Here is a 15,738-nt window from a genome sequence, read left to right as displayed (position 1 = left end):
GAAGTTTTTAAGATGATAGTTTTTAGTTTTTGTCTTTTTACCGGTTTGGTTGCTTTGGGATCCTTATGGAAGTTTAAAACCAACTATTCCAATACCTTAAACGGCTTTTTTCTTGCAGGAAAGAGCAATAGTTTTTGGATGGTGGGCTCGGCTTTGCTGTTGACCAACCTGAGCGCCAACCAGTTTATTGGTGAAAATGAATCGGTCTATATTAACAACCTATCGGTCATCGGCTGGGGCGTGAGCTCGGTGGTCGCCATGCTCCTGGTTTCGGAATTTCTGCTGCCTATCTATTTTAAACATGGTTTTCGGACAGTGCCGGACTTTCTTGCGCTGCGATTTGATCCGAAAACTAAAATATTGGTATCTATTCTGATTCTGATCGGATACATCGTTAACTTATTGCCACCGGTATTATACGGTGGTGCACTAAGCCTGACCACGATGTTTGATGTGCCCGGACTGCTCCACATCAGTTATTGGCAGAGTATCTGGATACTGGTCTGGGCCCTGGGGATCATCGGGAGCTTATACAGCATATTGGGGGGATTGAAACTGATTTCTTTGTCCGACATGGGGCTGGGGCTCTGTTTGTTTATACTTGCTGTGCTCATCCCGATTTTCGCTTTTTGGTATCTGGGTAATGGCGATATCTGGGCGGGGGTGCTCCAGTTATTTCACGACAAAAAAGAACATCTCAATGCCGTGGGATCCAAACAGGATGCTGTGCCCTTCTCTACCTTGTTTACTGGGATGCTCCTGATCAACTTTTACTATTGGGGAATGGAACCCTATATCGCACAACAGGCATTAAGCGCCAAAAACTTAAAAGAAGCACAGAAAGGAATGACTTTGGCTGCGGGGGGCAAACTTCTGATGCCGCTGCTGATCAATTTACCGGGTCTTCTGGCCGTACACTTATTGCCGCATGTGCAGCCTACAGCTTCTGTTTTTCCAAAACTTATTGTACTGATCTTTCCCGATGTGCTGATTGGTTTTTCCCTGGCATTGGTCTTTGGTGCCGCAATGACGACCTATACTGCTGGCCTTCAGAGCTGTGGCAGCTTATTTATTTTTAATATCTACAAGCCTTATTTGGAATATAAAAAAAGAGATCTTAGTGAAAAAGAATTGGTCAGAAAAGGGAAACTGTTTGAATTGATTATTTCCACCTCGGCGATGTTTATTGCTCCTTTTATTCTTTTTGCCCACGATGGGTTTTATACATACCTGCAAACCGTATCGGGGCTGTTCAACATGCCGATCTTCACCATTATGATCTTGGGGATTCTATCGCGCCGTGTGACGCCGAGGATGGCGCAAATCGGCCTGTTCCTGTACATGTTCAGCTATTTCATCCTGGTGTTTGTCTGGAAGACAGAGCTGCACTATCTGCATTTGTTCGCGCTGTTGTTTATCGCGGTGGCGCTGGTCATCTGGGGGGGAAGTAAATTGAGCCAGCCAGACTATCTATCGGAGTATCAATTTGAGTTTTCGGGCCAGGACAAAGGCACCTATTGGAAGGGAAGATACCGGATCGGCGCCTTTCTCATCCTATTGATGATTGTCATCTATTTTGTTTTTTCACCATTGGGCATCGCTCAATAAATTGTAATAGTCGCTATGTTAATGCACAGAAAAATTAAATGCCTCATCTTTATATGTTTAACACTTTGCTCGGCCACATCGTATGCACAACGCTATTACCTCTGGGATAATAAGCCCGCAACGGATTGGATGACCGAAGCATATCCCATCGGAAATGGACGAATTGGTGCCATGATCTTTGCCGGAGTAAATCAGGAACATATTCAATTTAATGAAAATAGCCTATGGACAGGTGATGAACAGGAAACAGGTGCCTATCAGGCTTTCGGTGATCTTTTTGTTCGCTTTGACGCCGACGTCAATAAATCCTTTACCGCATATAGCCGGAAATTGAATTTGGATAAAGGCCTGCATGAAATAGCCTACCAGCAGGATGGACAGCAAATCAACCGTCGGTATTTTGCGAGTCAGCCCGATCAGGTCATGGTATTTGATTATGCGAACAGTAAAAAAGGGAAACTCAATGCCCAGATCGCACTTCTCGATGCACATGGGCAGGCGGCGCAGGTAGAAGATGGTCATCTGTGGTTTCAGGGAACGCTCGACAATGGCATGCGGTATGCCGCACAGGTACGCGTACAGGTCGTAGGTGGTTCACTTTCCAAAACGACAGATGAAAAAGGACAGGCTGTCCTTACGGTAAAGTCTGCCGATCGAATTGTTCTGCTGCTGAGTGCAGCAACAGATTATGCCAATACACGGGCTACCAAATGGAAGTCGCCCGAGGAACCGATGAAGGTCAATGAACGGTATCTGCAGCAAGCGGAAAAATATGGCGTAAATAAACTATTGGCACGTCACGTTGCAGATTATACAGCGCTGTTCAACCGGGTGGAGCTTGATCTCGACCATAGCCAGCTGGACAGCAAGCAAACAACAAAAGCGCTGTTGGAAGCCTATAAAAAACAGCCGATCCCGGCTCTGGAAGCATTGGTATACCAATATGGACGTTATCTTCTGATCAGTTCCTCACGAAAAGGTGGCTTGCCTGCAAATCTGCAGGGACTCTGGAATAACAGTAACAATCCACCATGGCGCTCAGATTACCATTCCAATATCAATGTACAGATGAACTATTGGCCAGTAGAAGTTGCCAATTTAAGTGAATCGGCCTGGCCTTACCTCGATTATATCAATAGCATGCGTGAGGTGAAAAAAATAAATACACAAAAGGAATTTCCGGGCGTACGGGGCTGGACCGTAAAGACCGAAAATAATATCTTCGGTGGCGAGAGCTTTCTTTGGAACACCCCCGGAAGTGCCTGGTATACACAGGCTCTCTGGGAGCATTATGCCTTTAACAAGGACGAGAAATATCTACGCGAGTTTGCCTATCCGATTTTAAAAGAAATAAGTGAGTTTTGGGATGATCGTCTGGTTCGAAGACCGGACGGAACTGTGGTGGCGCCTCAGGGCTGGTCGCCGGAACATGGCCCTACAGAGGATGCCGTGAGCTATGACCATCAGATTATTTACGATCTCTTTAATAACTACATCCAGGCGAGTACTGTTTTAAATATGGACGCCGATTACCGTAAACATATCACGGCACTTCGCGATGCGCTGCTCAAACCCAAAATCGGTAAATGGGGACAGTTGCAGGAGTGGGAAACGGATCGTGATGATCCACAGGACAAGCATCGCCATGTCTCGCATCTGTTTGGTCTGTATCCTGGCAACCAATTCTCTGTTTTAAAAACACCGGAACTTGCCAAGGCGGCAAAAGTCACCCTGACCGCGCGTGGCGACGAATCTACAGGTTGGTCCATGGCCTGGAAGGTGGCTTTTTGGGCCCGCTTGCAGGATGGAAATCACGCCTATAAAATCCTGACTAATTTCATTAACCTCGTTGGCGGCGATGGTATTGACTACAATAATGGCGGTGGCGTATACGCCAACTTGCTCTGCGCGCATCCACCGTTTCAGATTGATGGCAACCTGGGTTATGTGGCTGCCCTGAGTGAAATGTTGCTGCAATCGCAAACGGATGTACTGGAATTACTTCCTGCCCTGCCTGATCGCTGGTCGGCCGGAATAGTCAAGGGGCTCAAAGCCCGGGGCAATGTACACATTGAAAAGATGGAATGGAATAACAGTAGCATTAGGCAGCTTATTCTTTCATCGCCGCAGGATCAAACGATTCAGGTATTAAGCCCTTCCCAATTGGCAGGTCTAAGCCCAGAGCAGGAAATCAATGGTAAATACCTTTACAAGATTCAATTGAAAGCAAACAAAATAGTCAAGTTCGTTAACAAATCCTAAATCTTTTTATATATGCCAACCCTTCATTTTAAACATGTTGTACTCGGGCTTTTGATGACCCAGGGGCTTGTCCATCTCGAAGCACAGGCGCAGTCCGGACAGATTCCCATAGAAACCAGGTCGAATGCGCTTGTGTTGGAGTACGATTCCACGAAAACGTTGAAAATGCTCTATTACGGTGAAAAATTGCGTGATTCAAAAGAGTATTCGACCATTGCAAGCAGCTATCGACAATTGACAGATTATAGTGGACTGTCCAATGCGGCTTATACGCCTTCCGGTTCAAAAAATTTGCTGGAACCAGCGATTAGTATCGTCCATGCGGACGGTAACCGCTCTCTCGACCTGCGCTATGAAAAGCATGCGGTGAACAACCTGGATGCCAATGTCAAACAGCTTGATATCACCCTAAAAGATCCGGTATACGATATTTATGTCGTTTTACACTACAAATCGTTTTTGAATGAGGATATCATCGAGCAGTGGACAACCATCCAAAATAAGGAAAAGAAAGTCGTCACGCTGGAAAAATTTGCTTCGGCCAACCTGACCTTGCGCTCCAACGCATATTGGCTACGGCAGTACCATGGAGACTGGGCAAAAGAAATGCAGGTGGAAGAGGCTCCGTTAACACATGGCATTAAAGTGCTGGACAGTAAGCTCGGAACACGAGCGAATTTATTCCAGCCACCTTCCTTTATGGTGTCATTGGGCAAGGCGGCATCCGAAGATGAAGGAACGGTCCTGATGGCAAGCCTAGGGTATAGTGGAAATTTTAAGGTGGATTTTGAAGTGGATTACCTCAATAACCTACGTATTATTGCCGGAATAAACAACTATGCTTCCAATGTGAAATTGGCCAGCAACCAGGAGTTTACAACACCCAAATTGATCTATACCTTGTCAACAAAGGGAAAAGGCACCGCCTCCCGAAATTTGCACAATTGGGCCCGTAAATATCAGCTGCTGGATGGAAATGGCGAACGCCTGACTTTACTCAATAATTGGGAGGCGACTTATTTTGATTTTAATGAGCAAAAATTAAAAGGTTTGCTCCAGGATACCAAAAAACTAGGGGTAGACCTATTTTTATTGGATGATGGCTGGTTTGGAAATAAATATCCGCGTAACAGCGATCACTCCAGTCTAGGAGATTGGCAACCGAACCGGACAAAACTGCCCAATGGTATCGCGACACTCGTGGAAGAAGCGACTAAGCAGGGCGTTAAATTCGGTATCTGGGTAGAACCCGAAATGGTTAGCCCCAAATCCGAACTCTACGAACAACATCCGGACTGGGTCGTCAAACAGCCGCAGCGGGAAGAACATTACTTCCGCAATCAGTTGATCCTGGATCTGACAAATCCCAAGGTGCAGGATTTTGTCTTTAACATCCTGGACGACCTGTTTACCAAAAATCCGGCATTGGCCTATATCAAATGGGACTGTAATGCGGTCATTTACAATGCGCATTCCGCATTTCTAAAAGACCAGGGTGCTTTCTATGTTTCTTATGTGGAAGGCTTATATAAGGTATTGGAACGTATTCGTTCGAAGTATCCGAAGGTGCCGATGATGTTATGTTCGGGCGGGGGTGGACGCGTGGACTATGCGGCACTTCGGTACTTTACCGAATTCTGGCCTTCGGACAATACAGACCCTTTGGAGCGTATTTTTATGCAGTACGAGTATTCTTACTTTTTCCCGGCAATCAGCACTTCAAACCATGTGACAGACTGGGGAAAACAACCGCTCAAATTCCGGACGGATGTAGCCATGATGGGTAAACTGGGTTTTGATATTGTGGTGAGCCATCTGAAAGAACAGGATCTGTTATTCTGCCAGCAGGCGGTAAAGAATTACGACGCGCTTAAAGCAACAATCTGGCATGGGGAGCAGTATCGTTTGGCCGATCCACGTGAAGGTGACTTTGCCGCCCTGAGCTACGTGAATAGCGAAAAAACTGAGGCTGTCATCTTCAACTACCTGGTCAATAACCGCTATGGTGTCGGAACAACCGATCCCGTCCGTTTAAAAGGACTGGATGCCCAAAAGCAATATCGGGTGGAGGAGATCAACTTGTATCCGGGAACCAAGTCGAGCTTAGGCCAGGGACAAACTTATTCGGGGGACTACCTGATGAAAGTTGGCGTAAATCCTGACCTGAATAGCAACCGTACCAGTGTTTTACTAAAAATATCGGCACTTTAAAAAAATAACTGTGGCACATCCGAAGCTCCGACTCCAAGAGTCTGGACTTCGGATGCGCCAAATGTATAAACCCAATTGAGCAACAAACTCAAAAATCATGATAAAACCTAAACAGTATAAACGGACTTTGTTGGCCCTGCTACTCAGCGTTGCCAGTGGATTTTCTGCCCTACAGGCCAAAGTACAGCTGCCGGCTTTTATTGGCGACAATATGGTGCTGCAGCAGAAAGAAAAGGTCAAGATATGGGGAACCAGTACAGCAGTAGGCAAGGAACTTAGCGTAAACACCAGCTGGAACAACAAGAGCTATCAGGTTGAGGTCGATCAGCAAGGAGGCTGGCAAGTCTATCTGGAGACGCCGAAATACGGTGGACCCTACCAAATTACCATCAACGATGGTGATCAATTGATCCTAAAGAATATTCTGATCGGTGAAGTCTGGTTTTGTTCAGGACAGTCAAATATGGAAATGCCCCTGGCGGGCTGGGGCAAGATCGACAACTTTGAGCAGGAAATCAAAGCAGCCAACTTCCCTAATATTCGTATTTTGCAGATTCCAAAAGCAACCGCCAATCAACCTACCACAGCAGTGCAGGTGGAATCCGGTGGATGGAATCCGGTGACGCCACAAAGTATTCCGGAGTTTTCGGCGACAGCCTATTTTTTTGCACGTGAGATCTACGAGAAAACAGGCATTCCCATTGGCCTGATCCATTCCTCCTGGGGCGGAACAATCATTGAAGCCTGGATGAGCCGGGAGGCACTTTCACCTTTTTCAACCTATACGGCAGCCATTGAGAAAATCCAACGTCCGGATGCACAGGAAATCTATGCGAAAGATCTGGCTGAATGGAATCGCGTCGCCGAACAGCAGGATCAGGTGAAGACAGCAACGCAGGGCGAGTGGTTTGCACCACAACTGGATAAGAGTACCTGGTTCACGATTACAATTCCTAGTTTTTTTGACAGGAACCTGTTTCCGGGAATGGATGGTGTCGTTTATTTTGGCAAAGACGTTGCACTACCGGCACATTGGCAAGGTAAACCCCTCAAGTTGATTTTGGGAGCAATTGATGACAACGACATAACCTATGTCAATGGTACAAAGGTGGGCGAAACTGTCGGTTATGATCAGATTCGGAAGTATACCATTCCTGCAACGGCCAATAATGGCAGCCTATTGCATATCGCCGTTCGCGTATTTGATGGAGCCGGCGATGGCGGAATATATGGCGGTACAGAACAGCCGCGACTGGAAGGACCAAATGGCGAACAGCTATCTCTCGTTGGAGACTGGAAATGCAAAGTTGGTTATGATCTGGCGAAGCTGCCGGCAAAACCTAATGCGATGGAGGGTCCCAATAGACCTACTGTGCTCTATAATGCTATGGTTAAGCCTTTTGTGGATTTTAAAATAAAAGGTGCCATTTGGTACCAGGGTGAAAGTAACGCGGATTCAAAAGACGCTCCTTATCAGCAACTGCTGCCCGCACTGATTCAGGACTGGCGCCAGCAGTGGAACAATGAAAAGATGCCTTTTTATTTTGTTCAACTGGCCAACTTTAAAGCGAAAAGTTTAACACCGCAGCCTTCTTCCTGGGCGAGATTACGGGAAGCGCAGCGCCAAACACTCAAATTGCCTTATACAGGTATGGCAGTCATTGCAGATATCGGCGATGCACAGGATATCCATCCGAAAAACAAGCAGGATGTCGGTAGAAGGCTTGGCTGGATCGCAACAGCGCAGCTGTATGGTAAGAAGATCCCTTATTCGGGCCCTGTTCTTGAGCATTGGACGACAAAAGCTGCAGAAATGGAACTTAGCTTTAACCCTATGGGCAAAAAGCTTGTGCTGAAAGAAGCGGATAAACGTAGCGGTAGTTTCACAATTGCTGGTGCCGATCAGGTCTTTTATCCTGCAGAAGTCAAACAGGTCGGAAATAAGCTGATCGTATCTGCCAAAGAAGTACCATCACCCGTCGCAGTGCGTTATGGCTGGGCGGATAACCCAGACCTGATTTTATACAACGAAGCCGGTGTACCTGGATCTCCCTTCCGAACCGATGACTGGACAAAAAACTAAAACCACATGAGTAGATCATCAAAAATAAATCTTCGGAAAGGTAAGTTACTCTGCACGCTTGTGGTTTTCTTTTTTTCGGGCAACTTATTTGGGCAAGTGCAGGGGGGCAAACTTTGGTATCGGCAGCCGGCAAAACAATGGGAGGAGACCTTACCCCTGGGCAATGGAAAAATTGGCATGATGCCCGATGGTGGATTGAAGAATGACCATATTGTACTCAATGATATCACCCTATGGTCGGGAAGTCCTCAGGATGCCAATAATTATGAGGCCAGCAGGTATTTGGATAGTATTCGAAATCTGATCAAAAACGGGAAAAACGACCTTGCTCAGCGTCTGATAGACCAGCATTTTATCTGCAAAGGCCCGGGATCGGGCGGCAAGCAATGGGGCTGTTATCAAGTACTCGGCAATCTGATGCTTGCATTTGACGGAGAAACGGATCTCACCGCAGTGCAGAACTATCGCCGGGAACTGGACCTCAATAAGGCGATGGCAAAAACAAGCTATGAGCTCAAAGGCGTCAGGTATAGCCGCGAATATTGGACAAGCTTTGCTGATGACCTGGGCGTTATTCGTTTACAGAGCAGCAAAAAAGGACAGATTAGCCTGGAAATCAAGATTGAACGTCCCGAAAGGGCTACTTCCAAGACCGAGGATGGCGAGCTTGTTTTGGTAGGACAATTGGACAATGGTGTAGATGGTAAAGGAATGCAGTTCAAAACACGTGTCCGCGCGCAGATAAAAGGAGGAAAACAGCTGGTAAAAGGACAATCTATTGTTATTCAACAGGCTGACGAAGTGCTAATTTACGTGTCAACAGATACTGATTTTAAAGGTAAGGATTTTGAGCGTACGACAGCTGAAACGCTAACAAGGGCTTTGAAAAAATCCTATAGCCAGCAGTATGCTGAACATCTGCAAAACTATTTGGCAAAGTTCAACCGTTTGTCGCTCCGATTGGGGCAGTCGAAAGATGACTTACCGACCGATCAGCGTTTGGTGGCTTTCGGTAAAGAACCGGATCAGGATCCAGGATTAGCGGCGCTATTCTATCAGTATGGTCGCTACCTGAGTATCAGCAGTACGCGTTTAGGCTTGCTACCACCAAACTTACAGGGCTTATGGGCAAATCAGATTCAGACGCCCTGGAATGGGGACTACCACCTGGATATCAATGTGCAGATGAACCATTGGCACCTCGGGGCGGCTAATCTGGGGGAGCTCAATGAACCCTTGGTGGGTCTTGTGGAAGGCCTTATGGCCCCGGGAGCAAAGACCGCGAAAGCGTACTATAATGCACCGGGCTGGGTAGCCCATGTGATCACCAATGTATGGGGCTATACCGAACCGGGAGAGTCTGCTTCCTGGGGAATTGCCAATGCGGGCTCGGGCTGGCTCTGCAATAACCTCTGGGAACATTACCTCTATACTGAAGATATGGGCTATCTACGGCGGATATACCCGATTCTCTATGGGGCAGCACAGTTTTACTCCAGTGCCCTGACCGAACACCCAACCAAGGGCTGGCTGTTGACTTCGCCTTCTGTATCTCCCGAAAATTCCTTCAAGCTCCCTAATGGGCAGCAGGCAAACGTCACGATGGGGCCAACAATAGATAATCAGATCGTACGCGAATTATTTGAAAATATCATTCATGCAGCGGGATTATTGGGCAATCAATCGGATCCTTTTTTAACGAAGGTTGCGGCGCAACTGAAACGCTTAGCACCAGCGGTGCAGCTAGCCAAAGATGGCCGTATCATGGAATGGATCGAAGATTATGAAGAGGTGGATCCGCAGCATCGGCATATCTCGCATTTGTATGGCTTGTATCCGGGCTATCTGATCCGTTATGATGAACATCCAGACTGGCAGCTTGCCGCTAAAAAAAGCCTGGATGTACGGGGGGATGATGGACCGAGTTGGGCCATTGCCCATAAACTACTGTTTTGGACCAGATTGCATGAAGGCGAGCGGGCTTATAAATTATTTCGGCAACTCATGACTCCACGTGTCGATACACATATCAATTATGGCGCCGGTGGTGGTGTTTACGCCAATTTGCTAACAGCAGGGCCCCCATTTCAGATCGATGGTAATTTTGGTGGAGCAGCGGGTATCGCCGAGATGCTGGTGCAGTCCCATCAGGATACGGTGTATCTTCTACCGGCGGTTCCTCAGGCCTGGAAAAAAGAAGGCCGGGTGAGGGGTATGCGCATCAAGGGAAATCACACGCTAGATATGGAATGGAAAGATGGTAAGATACTGAACTATCAGATTTATTCACCCAAATCACAACAACTTAACGTATGTATAGATCATAACTGGATCGCCTATCGTACAAAAGAAAAATAACAAAACATAGCGTCCTCAACCGAATTGGATCATGCAATTTTTTGCATGATAGGGGATGCTTTGTGTCAAAAATTTCAAGATAAAAGCACCTTATAAACAAAAAAAGTAAATATGAAAACAGAAAAGACAAGACAATGGCCTTTGATCAAGGGCCTGTCCTTCGGTCCTGAGGCCAGTATAATGGCACTCTGTCTTTCGATAGCTGTACCCTACACGGGCTCAGCAGCATCACTAAGGACGACAGACCGTCGTTTTGCCCCAACAGAAAAAGCCCCTTCCACTGTCCTCGATAGGATAGGTCAACAGCGTACAATAAAAGGAAAAGTGCTGGACAATACAGGGCGCCCGCTACCCGGTGTGACAGTACGGGTCAAAAATACAACGCAGGAAACACAAACGGATCAGCAGGGGCAATTCGAGCTCAGCCTGACGGGTGGAACTGCTGTACTGACGTTCTCTTCACTGGGATTTGAAACCAGGGAAATGTCTGTTGCTGCTAATGAGGGAACCGTGAATGTGCAGCTGAATGACGCTTCGTCGAGTTTGGAAGAGGTCGTTGTGGTCGGTTACGGTACGCAAAAGAAAGTAAACCTAACCGGTGCTGTGGCTACAGTGAGTGGCAAAGATATGATCAAACGGCCCGTTGTCAATACGGCTTCCATGCTGCAGGGGGCAATCCCGGGCGTACAAATCAATCAGGGCTCGGGAGAACCGGGCAATGAAGGCGTATCCATCCGTATTCGGGGCAAGGGCACCTTTAGCGGTGCCGGATCGGATCCCCTGGTGCTCATTGATGGTGTGCAGGGCAAATTCTCCGACGTCAATCCCAATGATATCGAAAATGTCAGCGTACTAAAAGATGCAGCCTCCGCAGCAATCTACGGTTCGCGTGCAGCCAATGGCGTTATTCTGATCACGACAAAACAAGGGAAATCGGGAAAGACAACGGTTCAGTATGACGGAAATGTGGGTATCTATAAGCCTACGAAAATGTTTGATCTGATCACCAATTCGGCGCAGTATATGGAATTATACAACGAAGCGCGTAAGAATTCCAATCTCAACGATGGCCTATATCCCGCCGATGTGATCGCGGCCTATCGCAATAGCAACGATCTTGTAAAATATCCAAATACGGACTGGCTGGGGCTTATTTTCCAAACTAAACCGACTTATACCCATAATCTCGGTATCCAGGGCGGAAATGAGAAGACAACCTTTAATGTTGGTTTGGGCTACGTCAATCAGGATGGAATGATCAAAGGTTTTAACTACGACCGTTATTCCGCCCGCCTCAATCTGACGACAAAAATCTCGGAGGGTATTAAATTCGGAACAAATATCTTGCTCAAAACAGGACATACCGAATCTATTCCAGGGGGATCCAAAGACCTGTTCCTGTCGGCAATGTCGCAGGCGCCAACCTATGGCCCATTTTTGCCGGATGGTAGCGGGCGATATACTTACAAAGCTTACGACTGGGAGTACAACAATAAAAACCCAATGGCTGTATTGGATCGGAAATTCACGTACAATACCGATGACTATGCTGCCAATCTACAGGCCTGGATGGAGGTTCAGCTGTTTAAAGGTCTTTCTTGGTATACCAAAGGTGCCTATAACTTCAATATGGACAAGTACAAGGATTATAAATCAACGTTGGATGAATATTACTACCATACAGGTACGCTCGGAACAACACTGGATCTTGGAAAGGGCCTTACGGATCAGGATCAGCAAACAATATACACCAATTTATTTACTTACCTGAACTATGATCGCGCGTTTGGAGCACACCACCTCAAGGCTCAGGCCGGATATAGCATTGAAAAAAGCAAGTATACCTACCTCCAGGGCTTCCGACAGAATTTTGTCGACGATACACTAACAGAATTAAATGCCGGTGGATCGGATATTCAACGGGCAAACGGAACAGCCAACCAATGGGCGCTGATCTCGTATTTCGGCCGATTGAACTATGATTATCAAGGGAAATACCTCTTGGAAGCCAATATGCGTTACGACGGTAGTTCGAAGTTTTACGGTAAAAACCGTTGGGCAGCGTTTCCTTCTTTCTCTGCAGGCTGGCGTGTATCTGAAGAATCGTTTGTCAAGGAATTCGCTTCCGGTTGGCTGGATAATTTGAAGATCCGTGGATCCTGGGGCCAACTCGGAAATCAGAACACCGGTAACTATCCGTATCAGCCAGTATTGGGACTTACCGGAAATTATTCTTTTGACAATAGTACGCTAAATTCCGGTGTTGCTCAACAGGCATTAAACAACCCGATTATTAAATGGGAAACAACAACGATGACCGATGTGGGGTTGGACTTAAGTCTGTTTAAAAATTTAGATATCACCTTTGACTGGTATAAAAAGAGAACGACCGATATTCTAAGGCAGTCACAGATTACTGCAATCGTTGGTTTGGGTGCTCCTTACGTAAATGATGGGATTGTCGAGAATAAAGGTGTTGAATTGGGCATTACTTATCGTAATCAGATTACTACTGGGGCATTGGAAGGGTTACGTTATCAGCTAGGTGCAAACCTCGATCGTTTCAAAAACAAGCTGGTGAAATTTGGCGAGCCTGAAATCGGCGGCTATACGATCAAGAAAAATGGCTATGCGATGGACAGCTTTTATACCTACGAAGTCATCGGCATATTTCAATCCGATGCTGAAATAGCGGGGTCGCCTAAGCAGTTTAATGATAATACACTGCCAGGAGATCTTAAGTATCGGGATGTCAATGGGGACGGAAAAATAGATGCGAACGACAGAACAATTATTTCCGGTGTGGATCCAAAGCTGAACTATAGTTTTAATCTAAGTGCAAGTTTTAAGGGCTTTGACTTTTCGGCTCTATTACAAGGGGTATATGGTGTCAAATCCTATGTTTCGGGCTGGGGCGTAACCCCATTTGTACAGGGTAGTCCGCCGACAAAAGACTGGTTAGACCGTTGGACACCTGAAAACCCTTCGACAACGATGCCCCGTATTTATTGGGGTTGGAGTGCTCCGGAGAAATTCAGCCGTGCTTCCAGCTATTTTATACAGGAAGCTTCATACTTCAGGTTGAAAAATCTTGTGTTAGGATACACTTTACCTGAAGGGCTATTGAAAAAATATAAAATTGACCGCCTACGGGTTTACTTTTCGGGTGATAACCTCCTTACTGCGACCAAATTTAAGGGATTGGATCCTGAACGCTATGGAAATGGTGATGTGGTGCAGTATCCACAAAACAAGATTTATTCATTTGGTGTACAAGTTAATTTTTAAGTGCTATGAAAAAGAAATTTATAACAGCGTTGATGCTATCCGGTCTATTTTTTGGTTCCTGTAACAGTGCCTTGGACCTCAATCCTTTGGATCAGATTGCTTCGGATAACTATTTTAGCAAAAAATCGGATTTTGATAATGCATTGGCCGGTGTATATGCCTCGCTGCAGAGCGAGACGTTCTCCTATGGGATGCCTTTTCGGGACTGTCTGACCGACAATGGCTACAATCAGTTCAATTCAGGTAGCGTCAATGAAATCGTAGGTGGGAATTTAAATCCGACCACAGGGGGCTACGAAACCGGTATTTATAACGATGCTTATGTGGGAATAGGACGTGCCAATCGCCTGATCGTGAAGCTTCAGGGTTATAACGGCTCCGATATGAACGATGCAGAGAAGAAAAATATGGAAGCCGAAGCCCGCTTTATCCGTGCTTTTGTTTATTTCCAATTGTACAGTATTTATGGTGAGGTGCCGCTTGTGCTGACTCCCCTCAGTCTGGAGGATCAGCGTCAGCCAAAGGAAAGTGCGGAGAATATTCTAAAACAGATTCGGGCTGATCTGGATTTTGGGATCGCCAACTTAGCGGCTAAACCTTATTTCAATAATGGGGGACATGCGACCGCAAGTTCAGCAAAAACCTTGAAAGCACGAGTTTTATTGTTTGCGGCTTATGGTGACAAAGGGGTGCCAGATTTAGCAATCTTGAAAGAGGTAAAAGACTTATGCACCGATGTCATGAAAGAGTATACCCTGAGTACGGCTTTTGAAAATGTCTTTCGCGATGCAACACAGAAGAACAATACCGAGATTATCTTTTCGGTCAATTTTCTGGCACCGAATAATACAGCCCCCTGGGACATGTACCTAGGCGACTGGATCGCTGCTTCACCTTTACAAAACCTCGTGGATACCTATGAATGCAAAGATGGTCTACCTTTTGGTGAATCACCGTTGACTGACCGAGCCAATCCCTTCAAAGATAGGGATCCGCGCTTGAGCAAAACACTTTTTGTGGATCATCCCGACTTTGGTGGCGGTAAGATCCATACACCGTCCAATCCGCGGCCTACAGGTTATGGGGTGCTGAAATTTCTGGATCCGGCCAACTTACCTTTTGGCTTTTCAACATTGAGCCAACAGGATGCGGTTGTATTACGGTTTGGGGAGGTGTTATTGATGTATGCCGAAGCACAAAATGAAATCGCCGGGCCAGATCAATCGGTTTACGATGCCATGAAAACCCTGAGGAGCCGCGTCCAGATGCCCGGGTTCCCTGCCGGTTATACCAAGGAAAAAATGCGCGAACGTATCCGCCACGAAAGGAGGGTAGAACTTGCTTTCGAAGGACTACGGCATTACGACCTGATCCGTTGGCATATCGCAGGTGAAGTACTCAATGCGGTCAAAGACAGTAAAGTGCCCTATCATTTTGAAGACAAATTTTACCGCTGGCCATTACCACAAACAGAAATTGAAAAGAGCGCAGGTGTGTTAATTCAGAATCCAAATTACAAATAATAAGATTATCGCCTTCTTTTGATCGGCAATTTCCTAAACCAACCACAGCAGCGCGCACGAAGTCCTTTCGATGCGCGCTTTTTTTGCCGATAACGATTACTGTAAAGGAATCAGGACATTGTGTTCCAAACGTACCGGGACATGCTTCACCGAGGTAAAACCGTCTTCCTTGGAAATGATGTTGGAAAGATCCAGTCCTCTTTTGGAGAACGTACTGATCAAAGCTGTTCTAAAGGTAGCTTTAGCCGATCCCCAGCCTTGACCCAAAATCGTGTCATTGTTGAGCTGTATCAGTTCATCTGTTGAATAATAACTGAATTTTTCCAGTAAGTGTTGGTAAAGATTTGTTGTAGTAGCCATACAATTTAAAAATTTAAAGGATTAAACCATAAACTGTATCCAGAT

At 46.3% G+C, this 15,738-nt stretch carries 8 protein-coding genes; 7 read left to right on the top strand and 1 reads right to left on the bottom strand.

Annotation, left to right across the window (positions count from 1 at the left end):
* The first annotated feature begins 12 nt into the window (after positions 1–12).
* From OGI71_RS14010 to OGI71_RS13980, 7 genes are all read left to right on the top strand, one after another.
* Complete coding sequence (locus OGI71_RS14010; protein ID WP_282249729.1) at positions 13–1,608, top strand: solute:sodium symporter family transporter; 1,596 nt, start codon at positions 13–15, stop codon at positions 1,606–1,608.
* Between the two features lie 21 nt (positions 1,609–1,629).
* Positions 1,630–3,870 carry a glycoside hydrolase family 95 protein gene (locus OGI71_RS14005; protein WP_282249728.1) on the top strand — a complete coding sequence of 747 codons (2,241 nt, stop codon included), beginning with the start codon at positions 1,630–1,632 and terminating at the stop codon, positions 3,868–3,870.
* A gap of 12 nt (positions 3,871–3,882) precedes the next feature.
* Entirely contained in the window at positions 3,883–6,081 is a 2,199-nt protein-coding gene (locus OGI71_RS14000) for an alpha-galactosidase (protein ID WP_282249727.1), read from the top strand.
* Between the two features lie 97 nt (positions 6,082–6,178).
* A complete protein-coding gene (locus OGI71_RS13995; RefSeq protein WP_282249726.1) occupies positions 6,179–8,164 on the top strand; it encodes a sialate O-acetylesterase in 1,986 nt (661 codons plus the stop codon).
* A gap of 6 nt (positions 8,165–8,170) precedes the next feature.
* The gene (locus OGI71_RS13990; RefSeq protein WP_282249725.1) at positions 8,171–10,522 is read left to right on the top strand and encodes a glycoside hydrolase family 95 protein; all 2,352 of its coding nucleotides are present in this window, start codon (positions 8,171–8,173) and stop codon (positions 10,520–10,522) included.
* A gap of 111 nt (positions 10,523–10,633) precedes the next feature.
* Positions 10,634–13,810, top strand: coding sequence for a TonB-dependent receptor (locus tag OGI71_RS13985; protein WP_282249724.1), 3,177 nt, complete (start codon positions 10,634–10,636; stop codon positions 13,808–13,810).
* A gap of 5 nt (positions 13,811–13,815) precedes the next feature.
* A complete protein-coding gene (locus OGI71_RS13980) occupies positions 13,816–15,333 on the top strand; it encodes a RagB/SusD family nutrient uptake outer membrane protein (RefSeq protein ID WP_282249723.1) in 1,518 nt (505 codons plus the stop codon).
* Positions 15,334–15,429: 96 nt separating this feature from the next.
* On the opposite strand, the gene OGI71_RS13975 is transcribed toward OGI71_RS13980, so the two are convergent.
* The gene (locus OGI71_RS13975) at positions 15,430–15,693 is read right to left on the bottom strand and encodes a 5-oxoprolinase (protein ID WP_282249722.1); all 264 of its coding nucleotides are present in this window, start codon (positions 15,691–15,693) and stop codon (positions 15,430–15,432) included.
* Positions 15,694–15,738: the final 45 nt, after the last annotated feature.

The organism is Sphingobacterium sp. ML3W (genome assembly GCF_029542085.1).
Lineage (GTDB): Bacteria > Bacteroidota > Bacteroidia > Sphingobacteriales > Sphingobacteriaceae > Sphingobacterium.
The sequence above is the reverse complement of the archived record's forward strand: the minus strand, read 5'-3'. Positions and strand labels throughout refer to the sequence as shown.